The organism is Microbacterium sp. NPDC055357, assembly GCF_053644835.1.
On record NZ_JBSHLZ010000004.1, the window covers coordinates 14,652 to 31,013 of the forward strand.

General features: G+C 69.0%; 14 protein-coding genes. 9 read left to right on the forward strand and 5 right to left on the reverse strand.

What is annotated here, in order from left to right:
* Positions 1-22 precede the first annotated feature (22 nt).
* On the forward strand, positions 23-1,087 hold the full coding sequence (locus tag ACWICD_RS07035) for a YihY/virulence factor BrkB family protein (RefSeq protein ID WP_454139766.1): 1,065 nt from the start codon (positions 23-25) through the stop codon (positions 1,085-1,087).
* Here ACWICD_RS07035 and glgP read toward each other — a convergent pair.
* Complete coding sequence (glgP, locus tag ACWICD_RS07040) at positions 1,074-3,632, reverse strand: alpha-glucan family phosphorylase (protein WP_454139767.1); 2,559 nt, start codon at positions 3,630-3,632, stop codon at positions 1,074-1,076. The genes ACWICD_RS07035 and glgP overlap by 14 nt on opposite strands.
* A gap of 67 nt (positions 3,633-3,699) precedes the next feature.
* Here glgP and ACWICD_RS07045 point away from each other — a divergent pair, with 67 nt between their 5' ends.
* Together ACWICD_RS07045 and ACWICD_RS07050 are read left to right on the forward strand one after the other, a co-directional pair.
* A complete protein-coding gene (locus tag ACWICD_RS07045; protein WP_376128098.1) occupies positions 3,700-3,927 on the forward strand; it encodes a response regulator in 228 nt (75 codons plus the stop codon).
* Complete coding sequence (locus ACWICD_RS07050) at positions 3,911-4,549, forward strand: CYTH domain-containing protein (protein WP_376128096.1); 639 nt, start codon at positions 3,911-3,913, stop codon at positions 4,547-4,549. Before ACWICD_RS07045 ends, ACWICD_RS07050 begins: the two co-directional genes overlap by 17 nt.
* A gap of 292 nt (positions 4,550-4,841) precedes the next feature.
* On the opposite strand, the gene lpdA is transcribed toward ACWICD_RS07050, so the two are convergent.
* Positions 4,842-6,239: a dihydrolipoyl dehydrogenase gene (lpdA, locus tag ACWICD_RS07055; RefSeq protein WP_376126133.1), complete on the reverse strand. Its 1,398-nt coding sequence runs from the start codon at positions 6,237-6,239 to the stop codon at positions 4,842-4,844.
* Positions 6,240-6,249: 10 nt separating this feature from the next.
* Positions 6,250-6,906, reverse strand: coding sequence for a copper resistance protein CopC (locus tag ACWICD_RS07060; RefSeq protein ID WP_454139899.1), 657 nt, complete (start codon positions 6,904-6,906; stop codon positions 6,250-6,252).
* A gap of 103 nt (positions 6,907-7,009) precedes the next feature.
* Between ACWICD_RS07060 and ACWICD_RS07065 the strand changes: the two genes are divergently transcribed.
* Positions 7,010-7,402 (forward strand): hypothetical protein, encoded by a 393-nt coding sequence (locus ACWICD_RS07065; RefSeq protein WP_376126136.1) that lies wholly within the window; start codon positions 7,010-7,012, stop codon positions 7,400-7,402.
* 1 nt (position 7,403) lies between these two features.
* On the opposite strand, the gene ACWICD_RS07070 is transcribed toward ACWICD_RS07065, so the two are convergent.
* Positions 7,404-7,694 (reverse strand): hypothetical protein, encoded by a 291-nt coding sequence (locus tag ACWICD_RS07070; RefSeq protein ID WP_376126139.1) that lies wholly within the window; start codon positions 7,692-7,694, stop codon positions 7,404-7,406.
* A gap of 229 nt (positions 7,695-7,923) precedes the next feature.
* Here ACWICD_RS07070 and ACWICD_RS07075 point away from each other — a divergent pair, with 229 nt between their 5' ends.
* The 4 genes from ACWICD_RS07075 to ACWICD_RS07090 all read left to right on the forward strand — a co-directional run bounded on the left by ACWICD_RS07075 (position 7,924) and on the right by ACWICD_RS07090 (position 11,624).
* Positions 7,924-8,412 carry an FHA domain-containing protein gene (locus ACWICD_RS07075; RefSeq protein ID WP_376126141.1) on the forward strand — a complete coding sequence of 163 codons (489 nt, stop codon included), beginning with the start codon at positions 7,924-7,926 and terminating at the stop codon, positions 8,410-8,412.
* Entirely contained in the window at positions 8,412-9,098 is a 687-nt protein-coding gene (gene ftsR, locus ACWICD_RS07080) for a transcriptional regulator FtsR (protein WP_376126144.1), read from the forward strand. The genes ACWICD_RS07075 and ftsR overlap by 1 nt, the downstream gene beginning before the upstream one ends.
* 88 nt (positions 9,099-9,186) lie before the next feature.
* A complete protein-coding gene (locus ACWICD_RS07085) occupies positions 9,187-9,732 on the forward strand; it encodes a MerR family transcriptional regulator (protein ID WP_376126147.1) in 546 nt (181 codons plus the stop codon).
* Positions 9,733-10,385: 653 nt separating this feature from the next.
* Positions 10,386-11,624 (forward strand): IS256 family transposase, encoded by a 1,239-nt coding sequence (locus tag ACWICD_RS07090; protein WP_454139900.1) that lies wholly within the window; start codon positions 10,386-10,388, stop codon positions 11,622-11,624.
* 439 nt (positions 11,625-12,063) lie between these two features.
* Here the strand turns inward: ACWICD_RS07090 and ACWICD_RS07095 are convergent, their stop codons facing one another.
* Positions 12,064-12,864, reverse strand: a complete 801-nt coding sequence (locus ACWICD_RS07095) for a ParA family protein (protein ID WP_376126153.1) — start codon at positions 12,862-12,864, stop codon at positions 12,064-12,066.
* A gap of 73 nt (positions 12,865-12,937) precedes the next feature.
* On the opposite strand from ACWICD_RS07095, the gene ACWICD_RS07100 reads away from it, so the two are divergent.
* Positions 12,938-16,345 (forward strand): pyruvate carboxylase, encoded by a 3,408-nt coding sequence (locus tag ACWICD_RS07100; RefSeq protein WP_376126156.1) that lies wholly within the window; start codon positions 12,938-12,940, stop codon positions 16,343-16,345.
* Positions 16,346-16,362: the final 17 nt, after the last annotated feature.

The following is a 16,362-nucleotide window of genomic DNA, read 5'->3' on the forward strand; positions in this document are numbered from 1 at the left end:
AGCCCGTCGATAGCCTGACGACATGAACACTCCCGCAGCGCCTCGTCCGGGCCTCGTCGCGCGCGTCACGGCGTGGGCGCTCTCACTGCGGGCCGTGCGCGCGTTCCTGCACTACAGCGAGCATCGCGGACCGATGCTCGCCGACAGCGTCACCTACCGGACCCTGTTCAGCGTCTTCGCGGGGGTGCTGCTCGGGTTCTCGGTCGCCGCGCTGTGGCTCGCGGGCAACCCCGCGGCGTGGCAGGCGCTCATCGACGCCGTCGATGCCGCGATCCCCGGGCTCGTCGGCTCGATCGTCGACCCCGACGACATCCAGGCGCCCGCGGGGCTCACGATCGCCGGCATCCTCTCGCTCGCGGGGCTCATCGGCGCCGCGATCGGCGCGATCGGCTCGCTGCGAACGGCGCTGCGCACACTCGCCGACATCGTTCACGACGACGTGCTGTTCATCTGGGTGATTCTGCGCAACCTCGCCCTCGCGATCGGGATCGGCGCAGCCCTCGCCGCCGCCGCGGCGGCAATGGTCCTCACCGATGTCGGCATCGGCATGGTGACGGGGTGGGTCGGACTGACCGAGGACGACCCCCTCGCGGTCTTCGTCGCCCGGGCCGGCAGCATCCTGATCGTGTTCCTCTTGGACGCGACCGTGGTGGCTGTGCTGTTCCGCGTGCTGTCCGGCGTACGCCCGAGCCGGCGCGTGCTGCTGACGGGCGCGGCCCTCGGTGGCGTGGCTCTCACGGTGCTGCAGCAGCTGTCGTCGTGGTTCGTCGGGGGAGCGTCGTCGAACCCGCTGCTGGCGACCTTCGCGTCGCTCATCGCGCTGCTGCTGTGGCTGAACCTCTCGACGCAGGCCATCCTCATCGCGAGCTCGTACATGATCGTCGCATCGCGCGAAGACGCCGACCGCGTGCGCCAGCGTCACGGCGCGCCGTCGCTGACACTGCGTCGCGTGCAGCGTGCCGAAGACGCCGTGCACGTCGCGACGGACGAGCTTCGCAATGCGCGCGAGGCCGTCGAGAAGGAGCGCGCCGAGGCAGACAAGAAGCAGCGCGAAGAAGCCGCGAAGGACGACGTCAGGCGTACGTGACGAGTCCGAGCTCGACGGGCGAGACGAACCGCGGATGCGTCGGCACGACGCGCACGGTGTAGCCGAACCTGCCCGTCACCTCGAGCGGCAGTGAACCCGCGAACGTCGTCACCCCGTCGGCGGCGTCGCCGCTCGGAGCGAGCCGCTGCACGGCGGGCTCGGGCGTGAACGCGCCGTCGTCATCGGTCGGACCGTATACGAGCTCGACCGCGACGTCCTCGGGCGAGAGGGCATCCAGTCGCACGCGGGCGCGCACCTCGAGGGTGTCGCCGGCCCGCGCATGCTGCGGGATGCCCGAGCCGTCGACGGCGTCGATCCGCACGCCCGCCCAGCACTCCCGCACGCGCGCGACGTAGGCGGCGAGGCCCCTCGCCTGCGCGAAGTCGTCGGTGCGCAGCGCGCGGTCGTTGACGGATGCCGGCAGATACAGGCGCGTGACGTAGTCGCGCACCATGCGGTCGCTCGTGGCCTTCTGGCCGAGGTCGGTCATGGTGTGCCGCACCATCTCGAGCCATGCGCGCGGCGCGCCGCCCTCCTGGTCGTAGAACGTCGGCACGAGCTGGTGCTCGATGAGGTCGTACAGCGCCGCGGCTTCGGCGTCGTCGCGCTCCTCGTCGTCGGACGCCGTGTCGGCGGTGGGGATCGCCCAGCCGTTGCGGCCGTCGTGCCATTCGTCCCACCAGCCGTCGAGGATCGACAGGTTCAGCGCGCCGTTGAGCGCCGCCTTCATCCCGCTCGTGCCGCACGCCTCGAGGGGGCGCAGCGGGTTGTTGAGCCAGACATCGCATCCCGGATACAGGCTCTTGGCGAGGGTGATGTCGTAATCGGGGAGGAACACGATGCGCCCTCGCACGCGCGGGTTCTGCGAGAAGCGCACGAGCTCCTGGATGAGGAGCTTGCCGGAGTCGTCTGCGGGATGCGACTTGCCGCCGATGACGATCTGCACGGGGCGCTCGGGGTCCGTCAGCAGGCGGGTGAGCCGTTCGGTGTCGCGCAGCATGAGCGTCAGCCGTTTGTAGGTCGGAACGCGGCGGGCGAAGCCGATCGTCAGCACCGCGGGGTCCAGCAGCGTGTCGACCCATGCCGGAACCGCGCCGGAGCCGCCTTCGACGACGGATGCCGCGACCCGGCGGCGCGCCTCGGCGACGAGTTCGCCCTTCATCTGGGCGCGGATGCTCCACAGCTCGTCGTCGGACACCCGGTCGCGGTCGTTCCAATCATGGGCGTCGGCGTGCGCGTCGCCGAAGACCCGTTCGCTCAGCGACTTGATCGCGGGGTGCACCCAGGTCGGAGCGTGCACGCCGTTCGTGATCGAGGTGATGGGCACCTCAGCCGTGTCGACGCCGGGCCACAGCGCGCCGAACATCCCCCGGCTCACTTCGCCGTGAAGGCGTGAGACGCCGTTGGCATGCTGACCGAGGCGCAGACCCAGGACGGCCATGTTGAACACGTGCGGATCGCCGCCGTCGTGATCCTCGATGCCGAGTGCGAGCGCACGCTCGACGTCGAGTCCGGCGAACAGCCCGCCGTCGAGGTAGGCCTTGATGAGGTCGCGCGGGAAGCGATCGATCCCGGCGGGCACGGGCGTGTGCGTCGTGAAGACGGTCGACGCACGCACCTGAACGAGGGCCTCGCCGAACGACAGCCCGTCGTGCGATGCCAGTTCGGCGATGCGCTCCAGGCCCTGGAACCCGGCGTGCCCCTCATTCGTGTGGAAGACGTCCGGCTGCGCACGCCCGGTGAGGGTGCTCCACCGGCGTACCGCCCGCACGCCGCCGACACCGAGCAGCAGCTCCTGCAGCAGGCGGTGCTCACCGCCCCCGCCGTACAGCCGGTCGGTGACGCGGCGCAGCTCGTCGGTGTTCGACGGTGTCTCGGAGTCCAGCAGCAGCAGCGGCACGCGTCCGATATCGGCGATCCACACGCGCGCGTGCAGGCGACGGCCGTCGGGCAGATCGAGCGCGATCTCGACGGGGGAGTCGGACTCGTCGCGCAGCAGGGTCAGCCCGAGCCCGTACGGGTCGAGCACGGGGTAGCTCTCGCGCTGCCAGCCGTCGTCGCCGATCGACTGGCGGAAGTACCCCGCGCGATAGAAGAGCCCGATGCCGGTGAGGGGGACACCGAGATCGGACGCGCTCTTCAGATGATCGCCGGCGAGGATGCCGAGACCACCCGAGTACTGCGGCAACGAGCCGTCGACGCCGAACTCGGGCGAGAAGTACGCGATGTGCTCGGGCACGGGGCCTTCGATCCGCTGGAACCACCGGTCGCCGGAAAGGTACGCCGTGAGCCGGGCGTCTTCGGCGTGCACGCGTGCGACGAAGGCGTCGTCGCACGCGAGATCGTCGAGGCGGTGCTGGCCGAGGGCGCCGAGCATGCGGACGGGGTTCTCGCCGACCCGTGACCACAGCCCGGGGTCCATCGAGGCGAACAGCGCGTGCGTCGAGCGGCTCCACGACCAGCGCCAGTTGGCGGCGAGCCGATCGAGGGCGGCGAGCGGGGGAGCGAGGACGGGGCGGACGGTGAACGTTCGGATGGCCTTCACGCCTCGAGTCTATGCAGGGCGGCCGCGCGGCCGGATCGACCGGGGGATGCGGGGGTAGGCTCGGGCCATGGCACTTGCGAGACTGCATGGCGGCCCGCTCGACGGGCAGATCCTTCCGCTCGAGGAGGGCGTCACCGACACGTACATCGCCCCCTATGGTGAGGGGCAGCTCATCTATCGCCGCGAGGGCGACGAGACGCACACGGGCGACGACGACGGTCCCACCGAGGTCCGTTTCGTGTACGTCGAGGCGACCGAGGACATCGACCCCGATCCCGATGGCCGGGACGACTGATCCCGACGAGCCGATCCGCTCGGTCGAGATCGAGCTGACGTTCGACGTCGACGACGCCGCGCCGCTGCCCGAGTGGGAGGGCGTGCCGGGAATCGCGCGTGTCGAGGAGGCACCGCGTCGTGACCTGGACGCCCGGTACTTCGACAGCACAGGGCTCGAACTCGCACGCGCGGGTGTCGCCGTGCGTCGGCGCACGGGCGGTCCGGATGCCGGGTGGCATCTGAAGGGCCCGCGGGAAGGGCTCGCACGGGTCGAGCTCGGCTGGCCGCTGGGCCCCGACGACGACGTCGTGCCGTCGGCTGTGCGCTCCGCCGTCGCGGCGGTGACGGAGGCGCCGCTGCAGCTCATCGCGCGGATCCTCAACACCCGGACGCCGTATCTCCTGCTCGACGAAGAGGGCGGCATCGTGGCCGAGTTCGTCGACGACCGCGTCGTGGCGACCGACGAACGCTCCGGCACGGTGCGCCGCTGGCGCGAATGGGAGGTCGAGCTCGGACCCGCCGCATCGACCGACGCCGACGCGCGGGCGGCGCTGTTCGCCGCCGCCGGATCGGCGATCAGCGCCGTCGGCGGTGTGCCCGCGGCATCCGCATCGAAACTCGCGAGGGCCCTCGGGGAGTGACACGGAGAAGGGCCCGGCAAAGCCGGGCCCTTCGACCCGGGTGAAGATCTCGATACGCCGGCTGCGCCGGCTACTCGATCTGACCCGACCCGCGTCAACGCTGCTGCGCAGCATTGATCCGGGTGAAGATCTCGATACGCCGGCTGCGCCGGCTACTCGATCTGACCCGACCCGCATCAACGCTGCTGCGCAGCATTGATCCGGGTGAAGATCTCGATACGCCGGCTGCGCCGGCTACTCGATCTGACCCGACCCGCATCAACGCTGCTGCGCAGCATTGATCCGGGTCGCGTCACATATTGATCATGTGACCGGCGAGGCCGTGGAAGGCCTCCTGAACGGCCTCGGACAGCGTCGGGTGCGTGTGCACGTTGCGTGCCGCCTCGAGCGCCGTCAGGTCCCACTTCTGTGCGAGCGTCAGCTCGGGAAGAAGCTCGGACACATCGGGGCCGATCATGTGGCCGCCGAGCAGCTCGAGGTGCTCGGCGTCGGCGATGAGCTTGACGAAGCCGACGGGCTCGCCGAGGCCGTTCGCCTTGCCGTTGGCCGAGAACGGGAACTTCGCGACCTTGATCTCGTGGCCGGCGGCACGGGCCTGCTCTTCGGTCAGTCCGAACGACGCGACCTGCGGTGAGCAGAACGTGGCGCGCGGCATCATCCGGTAGTCGCCGAGCGTCATCGTCTCGGCCTTGCCGATCGTCTCGGCCGCGACGACGGCCTGCGCCTCGGCGACGTGTGCGAGCTGCAGCTTGGCCGTGACGTCGCCGATCGCGTAGATGTGGGGGACCGAGGTGCGCATGTGATCGTCGATGTCGATCGCGCCGCGCTCGGTGAGCTTGACACCGGTGTTCTCGAGCCCGAAGCCCTCGACCCGGGCGGCGAAGCCGATCGACATGAGCACCTTGTCGGCCTCGATCGAGCCCTGCGCGCCGTCCTTGCCCGTGTAGGTGACGGTGACCTTGTCGCCCGCGTCGACGACGGTCTCGACCTTGGTCGAGGTGAGGATGTCGACGCCGAGCTTCTTGTACTGGCGCGCGATCTCCTTCGAGACGTCGGCGTCCTCATTGGGCAGCGCACGGTCGAGGAATTCGATGATCGTGACCTTGACGCCGTAGTTGGCGAGAACGAACGCGAACTCCATGCCGATCGCGCCGGCGCCGACGACGACGATCGACGACGGCAGGTCGCGCGTGAGGATCTGCTCCTCATAGGTCACGACGTTGTCGCTCAGGGTGACGCCGGGCAGCAGACGGACGGTCGATCCGGTCGCGATGATCGCGTTGTCGAACGTGATCTCCTCGGTCGCGCCGTCGGACGTCGTGACCGTGATCGCCTTCGGCCCGGTGAACGATCCGCGGCCTTCGTACTCGGTCACCTTGTTCTTCTTCATCAAGAAGTGGATGCCCTTGACGTGCGTGTCGGCGACCTTGCGGCTGCGATCCCACGCGGTGCCGAAGTCGAAGTGCACGTCGCCCGAGATGCCGAACAGCTCGGCCTTGTGGGTGAAGGTGTGCGCCAGGTCGGCATTGCGCAGGAGTGCCTTCGAGGGGATGCATCCCACGTTGAGGCAGACACCGCCCCAGTACTTCTCTTCGATGATCGCGACCGAGAGGCCGAGCTGAGCGCTGCGGACGGCCGCGACGTAGCCGCCGGGGCCCGCGCCGAGGATGACGACGTCGTAGTGAGGCATGTGTTCCAGCCTAACGCTCGGAGGTGTTCGCGGAGTCGGCCTGAGCGGCCTTCGCGCGACGGGCTCGCGAGGCGACGAGGTAGATGATCCCGGCGACCACCGCCAGGAGCACGACGATGCCCGCGATGATCCACGGGGTCATGTCGGCGGCATCCGAGGGGGCCTCGGTGACCGGCGTCTCCGTCTCGGCCGGCTCCGCGGTCTCGACCGGCGCGCTCGGCTCGGTCGTGGGGCTCGTCTCGGCCGTCTCGGTCGGCTCCGGTGCCGGTTCGGGCGCGGCCGCCGCCACGGTGAAGCCGTACTCGCCCGAGATGGGGTGGCCGTCGCTCGAGACGACCTTCCACAGCACGGTGACCGCGCCCTCGCCCTGCGCGACGAGCGGCACCGTGAGGGTGTTGTCGGCGGCGACCGGGTCTCCGGCGAGCTGTGTGCCCGCGGCATCCGTCACCTGGACCTCCGACGCCCCGGCGTCGGGTGAGATCACTCCGCTGAAGGTGAGCGTCAGCTGGGCGGGGGACTCGTCGACGGTCGCGCCGGCGGCGGGATCCGACCCGATGAGCCGGTCGTGCGCCGCCGCGGGAGAGGCGATGAGAGCGGATGCCGCGACCAGCAGCACCGCGAAGAGGGCGAGGAGACCGCGGGAGACGCGGTGGGAAACCTGTGTCATCACGGTTCGAGCCTAGCCAACCCCTTACTGTGCGGGCGCTGTCCGCTTAGCATGACGGCAAGGCGGGACCACGCCCGCCTCAGCCGTGACGAGGAGGCCCGTGATGGACGCCATGATGATGGATGCCATGTCGAAGGACATGATGAAGATGCCCGGCATGGACACGATGGACATGTCCCTCATGCAGGCGTGCATGGACGCGTGCGCCGCATGCGAGCAGGCGTGCACGGTGTGCGCGACCCAGCTGATGTCGTGCGCCACGACGAGCATGAACTGCGCCGACATGTGCAACACGATGATGCGCTCGATGCTGCGCATGCAGGGGATGAACGCCACGGCGATGATGGCGATGCTCGACGCGTGCATCGAGATGTGCCGCATGTGCATGGACGAGTGCGCGTCGCACGCGGATGCCAGCGAGGTCTGCCGGATGTGCGCGCAGGCCTGTCAGGCGTGCATGGACGCGTGCATGGCCATGAAGAACGCGATGGCCTGAATCAGCCTCGCAGCACGTTGAACTGACGGCGTCCGACCGCCAGGACGTCGTAGCGCGCGTGCACGGCGACCGGCGTTCCGACGGCGACGGCATCGGCCGCGCCGGAGCCGTTCCACAGCTCGATGGCCTCGCCGTCGAGCGTGCGCACGACGACGGTGCCCTCTGCGGCATCCGTCTGCTCGACGATCGCGTCGGACCACTCGGTGGGAGTCGCCGATGCGAGGCGCGCCTGGATCAGGTGCAGCGCGTGGCCTCGGGCGAACGAGGAGCAGACACCGTCGAACGCGCACATGCACGTCGCAGCCTCACGCGCCGGGGCGGGTGATGTGCGAAAGTGCGGACTCGACACGGTGGGCTCCTGTCAGTAGGTTCGATCAGCCACGTTAGGCCGCCCGAGCGCTCGAGACATCCCGCGCGAAACACTGCGAAACACTTCGGCGGATCGCCGTCGACGGATCGGCGGATCCGGCTGTTTCACGGAGGGACCGATCGGATAGGCTTTGCGCAGAAGGAGGAGCACCGTGGAGGACAACCGTCGACCCGAACCGGACGACATCCGCCGTGGCGCGGGTGCCGAGCGAGCGCACGATACGACGCAGACGTTCGGCCACGATTCCGACCTCTCGTTCGTGCCGTTCGGCAGTGACCTGTCCGGTCCTGAACTCGATGCGATCGACGCGCTCCCTTCGGGAGCCGCGCTCTTCCTCGTGCGCTCGGGTCCCACGGCGGGTGCACGCTACCTGCTCGACACGGATGTGACCACCGTCGGACGCCACCCCGAGGCCGACATCTTCTTCGACGACGTCACGGTGTCGCGTCGGCACGCCGAGATCACGCGCAGCGACACATCGTTCGAGCTCGTCGATCAGCGCTCCCTCAACGGCACCTATGTCAACGGGGAGCGGGCCGACCGCGCGACGCTGCGCAACGGCGCCGAAGTGCGCATCGGCAAGTTCCGTCTGAACTTCTTCGTCTCACCCGCCGACCTGGTTCAGGCGGCGGACGACTGATGGCGGCTCCCGCCCCCCGCGAACGGTCTACGTCCGCGGGTCTGCTCAGCATCGGTCAGGTGCTTGCGCGACTCGCCCCCGAATTCCCCGGACTGTCGGCGAGCAAGCTGCGCTTCCTCGAAGTGCAGGGCATCATCACGCCCACGCGGACCGAGTCGGGCTACCGCAAATTCTCTCCCGCCGACGTCGAGCGGCTGCGCCTGGCGCTGACTCTGCAGCGCGACCACTTCATGCCGCACAGCGTCATCCGCGAGTATCTCGCCGACCTCGACGCGGGCCGTGAGCCCGTGCAGCCGGCGTCGGTCCCGTCGATCGTCCCGGCTCCGCGACGATTCCGCCGCGAAGAGCTCCTCGCGACGGCCGGAGCCGCCCCCCAGCTGCTCAACGACGCGATCAGCACGGGGATCATCGCAGGTTCCGAGAGCTACACCGATCAGACCGTCGCGCTGCTGCGCGCACTCGTCGCGCTGGATCGTCACGGCATCGAGCCCCGTCACGTTCGGGCCCTGCGCCAGAGCTCGGAGCGCGATGTCGCCCTCGTCGAGTCGGCGCTCGCACCGCTGCTGCGACGGACGGATGCCGGTTCGCGCGGCCGTGCCGCAGAGGTCGCTCCGGAGCTGGCCAAGCGACTCGAAGACGTGCGCGCCATCTTCGTCCGCACGGCGCTGGACCGGCTGCTCGGTTGAGCCGCGGCGCGACACGCCAGAGCGGATGTCATTGCTCGGGGCGTCGCGCTGATCTAGCGTGGAGGAGTCCGATGGGGAGGATCAGCGTATGACCGCTCGAGAAACGGCAGGCGAGCCGACATTCGTCGCCGACCTCCTCTTCACCGATGGCCTTCCGCAGATGGACGACGAGGCCGGCTACAAGGGAGCCGTCGCGGCACGCGCAGCGGGAATCACCTACCGCCAGCTCGATTACTGGGCGCGCACCGAGCTCGTCGAGCCGACCGTGCGCGGGGCATCCGGCTCCGGCTCGCAGCGTCTGTACGGGTTCCGCGACATCCTCGTGCTGAAGCTCGTCAAGCGACTTCTCGACACCGGCATCTCGCTTCAGCAGATCCGCACGGCCGTGGATCAGCTGCGTGCCGCCGGCATCCGCGACCTCGCCGGTACGACCCTCATGAGCGACGGTGCGTCGGTGTACCTGTGCACGTCCAATGACGAGGTCATCGACCTCGTCAGCCGCGGACAGGGCGTCTTCGGCATCGCTGTGGGCAAGGTGCTGCGCGAAGTCGAATCGACGCTCGTCGAGTTCGACCCGCAGGTGCCCGACATCCAAGACGAGCTCGCCGCGCGTCGCGCCGCCCGCACGGCCTGACCTCGTCGAAGGCTCGTCCCTGAGCCCCTCGAAGGATCGCCCCGGCTGCCCCGGTCCCTGAGCTTGTCGAAGGGTCGTCGCCAGCCGCCCGGCGCTGAGCCTGCCGAAGGGTTGTCGCCAGCCGCCCGGCGCTGACCCTGCCAAAGGGCGGTCCCTGAGCTCGCCGAAGGGTCGCCCCCGGTCCCTGAGCTTGTCGGAGGGGCGTCGCTGGCCGCCCCGGTCCCTGAGCTTGTCGGAGGGTCGTCGCTGGCCGCCCCGGTCCCTGAGCTTGTCGGAGGGCGTCGCTGGCCGCCCCGGTCCCTGAGCTTGTCGAAGGGTCGTCGCCAGCGGCCCGGCGCTGAGCCTGTCGAAGGGTGGTCCCTGCGCCTGTCGAAGGGCGGTCCCTGAGCCTGTCGAAGGGTCGTGAGGCGTCGCCTCCGCTCGGTTTGCCCTTCTCACCGGCCCGCGCCCCGCGCTCCTGCCAGACCCGATGCGGGTCTCGCGGAGGAGACGCCACACTCCGCCACACTCGGCTCCTGAACTTCTCGAACGCGGAGGAGCTCGCCAGGGCGCAGCCACCCATTGCAACCGCCGGCTCCGATGGGGACTGTCCGAATAACGGTGGATCTGGTCTGGCCTGACCGAAAGGAAGGGCGATGACCGATGTCATCGAGATGATCGATCCTGTGACGGGAGAGATCATCGATCAGCAGCAGATCGCGGAGCAGTTGCTCGCGCAGGCGAAGGAGCAGGGCGTCAGCCTGGTCGGCCCGGGCGGGTTGCTCGGGAGTCTGACGAAGACGGTGTTGGAGGCCGCGCTTGAGGCGGAGATGACCGAGCACCTCGGGTATGACAAGCACCAGCCCAGCACGGGTGAGAATGCCCGGAACGGGACGCGGTCCAAGACGGTGCTCACCGAGGTCGGCGCGGTGCAGATCGAGGTGCCGCGGGATCGGGACGGGTCGTTCCAGCCGAAGATCGTCCGCAAGCGGCAACGCAGGTTGGGCGGGATCGACGAGATCGTCCTGTCGCTGACAGCGCGCGGGCTGACGACTGGTGAGGTCGCGGCGCACTTCGACGACGTCTATGGTGCGTCGGTGTCGAAGGATACGATCTCGAAGATCACTGACAAGGTGATCGAGGAGATGACGGAGTGGTCCAACCGTCCGTTGGATCGCGTCTACCTGGTGGTGTTCATCGACGCGATCGTGGTGAAGGTCCGTGACGGGCAGGTCCGCAAGAAGCCGTTCTATGTCGCTGTCGGCGTCACCACTGCCGGGGAACGCGACATCCTCGGCATCTGGGCCGGCGACGGCGGCGAGGGCGCGAAGTTCTGGCTCGGCGTGCTCACCGAGATCAAAAACCGGGGCGTCGAAGACGTCTGCATCGTCGTCTGCGACGGGCTCAAGGGGCTGCCGGAATCGATCACCACGGCATGGCCGCTCGCGACCGTGCAGACGTGCATCATCCACCTGATCCGGAACACGTTCAAGTACGCGTCCCGCGCGCACTGGGACGAGCTCGCCCGCGACCTCAGGCCCGTGTACACGGCGCCGTCCGAGCCCGCGTCGAGGGCGAGGTTCGAGGAGTTCGCGGAGAAATGGTGCACGAAGTACCCCGCGATCCGGCAGCTCTGGGAGAACGCGTGGCCGGAGTTCATCCCGTTCCTGGACTACGACGTCGAGATCAGACGCATCATCTGTTCAACGAACGCGATCGAGTCCCTCAACGCCCGCTACCGGAGGGCGGTGAGAGCCCGCGGGCACTTCCCGAACGACGCCGCCGCGCTGAAGTGCCTCTACCTCGTGACCCGGTCGCTTGACCCGACAGGGCGCGGCCGGGCACGCTGGGTGACGAGGTGGAAGCCGGCGCTGAACGCGTTCGCGATCACGTTCGAAGGCCGAATCAACTAACCATGCGCCAGATCAGATCCACCGTTTATCTGACAGGCCCCCTGTCGAAGGGTCGGCCCTGGAGCGTAACGGAAGGCGGTCCCTGAGCGTGTCGAAGGGTCGGTCCCTGAGCTTGCCGAACGGCCGGCCGTTGAGCGTAACGGAAGGCGGTCCCCGAGCCTGTCGAAGGGCCGGTCCCTGAGCCTGTCGAAGGGTCGGTCCCTGAGCCTGTCGAAGGGTCGGTCCCTGAGCTTGCCGAACGGCAGGCCCTGGAGCGTAACGGAAGGCGGTCCCTGAACTTGTCGAGGGCGGTCCCTGAGCCTGCCGAACGGCCGGCCCTGGAGCGTGCCGGAAAGCGGTCCCTGAATCTGCCGAAGCGTCGGTTCCCGAGCCTGCCGAAGGCGGGCCCTGGAGTGTGCCGGAACGCGGTCCCTGAGCTTGTCGAAGGGTCGTCAGCGCGTCACGCGGTCGGCGTGGGGATACGCCCCGTCCGCATGATGCGGTCGAGCAGCGCATCGAAGTCGGCCGCGAGCTCCTGAGCGGAGTCCCCGGGCCAGATGTGCAACGGCTTGGCCGCACCCTGCGCCTGCTGCAGCGACGTGCGCTCGGGCAATTGCGGCGAAAGCACGAGCGGACCGAACATGTCGCGCAGCTCTTTGATGCGGAACTGGTGCTCGATCGACTGCGGGCGCACGCGGTTCACGACGATGCCGAGCGGCTGCAGACGGGGGGAGAGCCCCCGCCGGATCTCTTCGATCGCGCGCAGGGCGCGATCGGCTGCCGCGACCGAGAAGAGGCCGGGCTCGGTCACGACGATGACGCGGTCGCTGGCGGCCCAGGCCGTGCGCGTGAGCGCGTTGAGCGAGGGGGCGCAGTCGATGAGCACGAGATCGTAGTCGGGCTCGATCGTGGCGAGCGCCTCCTCGAGCTTCCACACGTCGCGGACGCTCGGATGCGGGCCGTCGAAGTTGATCGCGGACGGGCTGCCGATCATCACGTCGATCGTGCCGGGGTGCACCTTCGCCCAGCCGCTCGACGTGATCGCCTGACGAACGACCTTCTCCTTGGGATTGGCCAGCACATCGGCGACATTGAGTCGCCCGGCGACCTGGATGTCCATACCCGTCGAGACGTCGGATTGCGGGTCGAGATCGACCACGAGAGTGCGCACTCCCCGTGCGAAGGCCGCCGAGGCGAGCCCGAGTGTAACGGTCGTCTTGCCGACGCCGCCCTTGAGGGAGCTCACCGAGAGTACGTGCACAAGCGACTACGTTACCGTCCCCTAGGCTGAGAGCACACTTGGCCCATCGTCGTGGCCGCTCTGCGAGGTGCACATGTTCCGAAAGATTCTGGTCGCCAACCGCGGTGAAATCGCCATCAGGGCGTTCCGCGCGGCATACGAGCTGGGGGCGCGCACGGTCGCGGTTTTCCCCTACGAAGACCGCGGATCACTCCACCGCCAGAAGGCGGACGAGTCCTACGTCATCGGCGAACAGGGTCACCCCGTCCGGGCATATCTCGACGTCGACGAGATCATCCGCGTCGCTCTCGAATCCGGTGCGGACGCGATCTACCCGGGCTACGGGTTCCTCTCCGAGAACCCCGAACTCGCCGCCCGCGCGGCCGAGAACGGCATCACGTTCATCGGGCCCCCGTCGAAGGCGCTCGAGATGGCCGGCAACAAGGTCACCGCCAAGGAGCACGCGATCGCCGCGGGCGTACCGGTGCTGAAGTCCACCCCCGCGTCAGACGATGTCGACGCACTCGTCGCCCAGGCAGACGACATCGGCTTCCCCATCTTCGTCAAGGCGGTCGCCGGCGGCGGCGGCCGCGGCATGCGTCGCGTCGAGACAGCGGGCGACCTGCCCCCGGCCATCGCCGAGGCGATGCGCGAAGCCGGCGCCGCGTTCGGTGACGCCCGGGTTTTCCTCGAGCAGGCCGTCGTACGCCCGCGCCACATCGAGGTGCAGATCCTCGCGGATGCCACGGGTCACACGGTGCACCTGTTCGAGCGGGACTGCTCGGTGCAGCGTCGTCACCAGAAGGTGATCGAAATCGCGCCCGCCCCGAACCTCGATGACGAGCTGCGCACGCGGATCCACCGGGATGCCGTCGCCTTTGCCGAATCCATCGGCTACAGCAACGCCGGCACGGTGGAATTCCTCGTCGATACGGCCGGCGAACGCGCCGGCCAGCATGTCTTCATCGAGATGAACCCCCGCATCCAGGTCGAGCACACCGTGACGGAAGAGGTCACGGATGTCGACCTCGTGCAGTCGCAGATCCGGATCGCCGCGGGGGAGACCCTCGAAGATCTCGGTCTGCAGCAGAGCAACATCGTGCTGCGCGGTGCGGCGCTGCAGTGCCGCATCACGACGGAGGATCCGTCGCAGGGATTCCGCCCCGACACGGGGCGCATCACCACCTATCGGTCGCCCGGTGGCGCCGGCATCCGTCTCGACGGCGGTACCACGGCCGCGGGATCCCAAATCAGCCCGCACTTCGATTCGATGCTCGCCAAGCTGACGTGCCGCGGACGCGACTTCCCCGCCGCCGTCGCCCGCGCGCGACGCGCGCTGGCGGAGTTCCGCATCCGCGGTGTCGCGACGAACATCCCGTTCCTGCGCGCAGTGCTCGATGACGACGCCTTCGTCGCGGGCGACCTCAGCACGGCGTTCATCGAAGAGCGTCCGGGGCTGCTCACGAGCCACCCGTCGCGCGACCGCGCGACGAAACTGATCAATTGGCTCGCCGATGTCACGGTCAACCGGCCGTACGGTGAGAAGCCGGTCTCCGTGTCGCCCGGCAGCAAGCTTCCCGACATCGACCTCACCGCCCCGGCACCGGCCGGAACGCTCGAGCGCCTACGCGACCTGGGCCCCGCGGGCTTCGCCCGTGCGCTGCGCGAACAGACACCGCTCGCGGTCACCGAGACCACGTACCGCGACGCCCACCAGTCCCTCCTCGCCACGCGCGTGCGAACGCGCGACCTGGTGCGCATCGGCCCGCACGTCGCCCGCATGACACCCGAGCTGCTGTCGGTCGAGGCGTGGGGCGGCGCGACCTACGATGTCGCGCTCCGGTTCCTCGCCGAGGACCCGTGGGAACGGCTCGCGGCTGTGCGCGAGGCGATCCCCAACATCCCGATCCAGATGCTGCTGCGCGGACGCAACACGGTCGGATACACGCCGCGACCGGTCGAGGTCACCGACGCGTTCGTGCGCGAGGCCGCCGCGACCGGTGTCGACGTCTTCCGCATCTTCGACGCACTCAACGACGTCGACCAGATGCGCCCCGCGATCGCGGCCGTTCTCGAGACGGGCACGGCGGTCGCCGAAGTCGCGGTCTGCTACACGGCCGACCTTCTCGACCCCGCTGAGCGCCTGTATACGCTCGACTACTACCTGCGTCTGGCCGAGCAGATCGTCGAATCCGGCGCGCACGTGCTGGCGATCAAGGACATGGCGGGCCTTTTGCGTCCCGCCGCGGCGGCCAAGCTCGTCACAGCGCTGCGCGATCGGTTCGACCTGCCGGTGCACCTGCACACGCACGACACGGCGGGCGGCCAGCTTGCGACGCTCCTCGCCGCCAGCGCGGCCGGGGTCGACGCCGTCGACGCCGCTGCCGCGCCGCTGTCCGGCACGACGAGCCAGCCGTCACTGTCGTCGCTCGTCGCCGCCCTGGCGCACACCGACCGGGACACCGGAATCGATCTTCAGGCCGTGAGCGATCTCGAGCCCTACTGGGAGGGCGTGCGCCAGCTGTACCGCCCGTTCGAGTCCGGTCTGCCGTCGCCGACGGGTCGGGTGTACCACCACGAGATCCCGGGAGGCCAGCTGTCGAACCTGCGCCAGCAGGCGATCGCGCTGGGTCTGGCCGACGATTTCGAGCTCATCGAGGACATGTACGCGGCGGCGGACCGGATTCTCGGCCGCATCCCCAAGGTAACCCCGTCGTCGAAGGTCGTGGGCGACCTCGCTCTCGCTCTCGTGGCGGCCAAGGCCGATCCGGCCGATTTCGCCGAGAACCCGCAGAGCTACGACATCCCCGACTCGGTCGTCGGGTTCATGGCGGGCGAACTCGGCGATCTGCCCGGCGGCTGGCCCGAGCCCTTCCGCACCAAGGTCCTCGAAGGTCGCGAGGTGTCGATCAGCGTGCCTCCCCTCACGGACGAAGAGCGCGAGGGACTCGCGGGCGACGCCCCGACGCGTCAGCGCACGCTCAACCGACTGCTCTTCCCCGCCCCGGCCAAGGAGTTCGAGAAGAACCGCCAGGCGTACGGCGACCTGTCGGCGCTCGGGACTCCCGACTACCTCTACGGACTCAAGCCGGGCGAAGAGCACGTCGCCGAGATCGATCCCGGCGTGCAGCTGTATGTGGGTCTCGAGGCAATCGGCGAGGCCGACGCCAAGGGCATCCGGACCGTCATGACGACCCTCAACGGTCAGCTCCGCCCCGTATATGTCCGTGATCGCAGCATCGCGGTCGAGACGCGCCAGGCCGAGAAGGCGGACACGAGCAAGCCGGGTCAGGTGGCCGCGCCGTTCGCCGGCGTCGTGACGGTCAAGGCGACCGTCGGCGACACCGTCAAGGCCGGTCAGTCGCTCGCCTCGATCGAGGCGATGAAGATGGAAGCGGCGATCACGGCTCCCGTCGACGGCGTCATCGAGCGACTCGCGATCGGCGCGACGCAGCAGGTCGAGGCGGGCGACCTTTTGGTCGTCATCCGCCCCGCGCAGTAACCTGGAGGGCCGTACAC

What these genes read in the sequence shown, in the direction of transcription:
- ACWICD_RS07035 (WP_454139766.1), top strand. Translation starts at nt 23, where the DNA reads ATGAACACTCCCGCAGCGCCTCGTCCGGGCCTCGTCGCGCGCGTCACG.
- ACWICD_RS07045 (WP_376128098.1), top strand. Translation starts at nt 3,700, where the DNA reads ATGGCACTTGCGAGACTGCATGGCGGCCCGCTCGACGGGCAGATCCTT.
- ACWICD_RS07050 (WP_376128096.1), top strand. Translation starts at nt 3,911, where the DNA reads ATGGCCGGGACGACTGATCCCGACGAGCCGATCCGCTCGGTCGAGATC.
- lpdA (WP_376126133.1), bottom strand. Translation starts at nt 6,239, where the DNA reads ATGCCTCACTACGACGTCGTCATCCTCGGCGCGGGCCCCGGCGGCTAC.
- ACWICD_RS07060 (WP_454139899.1), bottom strand. Translation starts at nt 6,906, where the DNA reads ATGACACAGGTTTCCCACCGCGTCTCCCGCGGTCTCCTCGCCCTCTTC.
- ACWICD_RS07065 (WP_376126136.1), top strand. Translation starts at nt 7,010, where the DNA reads ATGGACGCCATGATGATGGATGCCATGTCGAAGGACATGATGAAGATG.
- ACWICD_RS07070 (WP_376126139.1), bottom strand. Translation starts at nt 7,694, where the DNA reads ATGTGCGCGTTCGACGGTGTCTGCTCCTCGTTCGCCCGAGGCCACGCG.
- ftsR (WP_376126144.1), top strand. Translation starts at nt 8,412, where the DNA reads ATGGCGGCTCCCGCCCCCCGCGAACGGTCTACGTCCGCGGGTCTGCTC.
- ACWICD_RS07085 (WP_376126147.1), top strand. Translation starts at nt 9,187, where the DNA reads ATGACCGCTCGAGAAACGGCAGGCGAGCCGACATTCGTCGCCGACCTC.
- ACWICD_RS07090 (WP_454139900.1), top strand. Translation starts at nt 10,386, where the DNA reads ATGATCGATCCTGTGACGGGAGAGATCATCGATCAGCAGCAGATCGCG.
- ACWICD_RS07100 (WP_376126156.1), top strand. Translation starts at nt 12,938, where the DNA reads ATGTTCCGAAAGATTCTGGTCGCCAACCGCGGTGAAATCGCCATCAGG.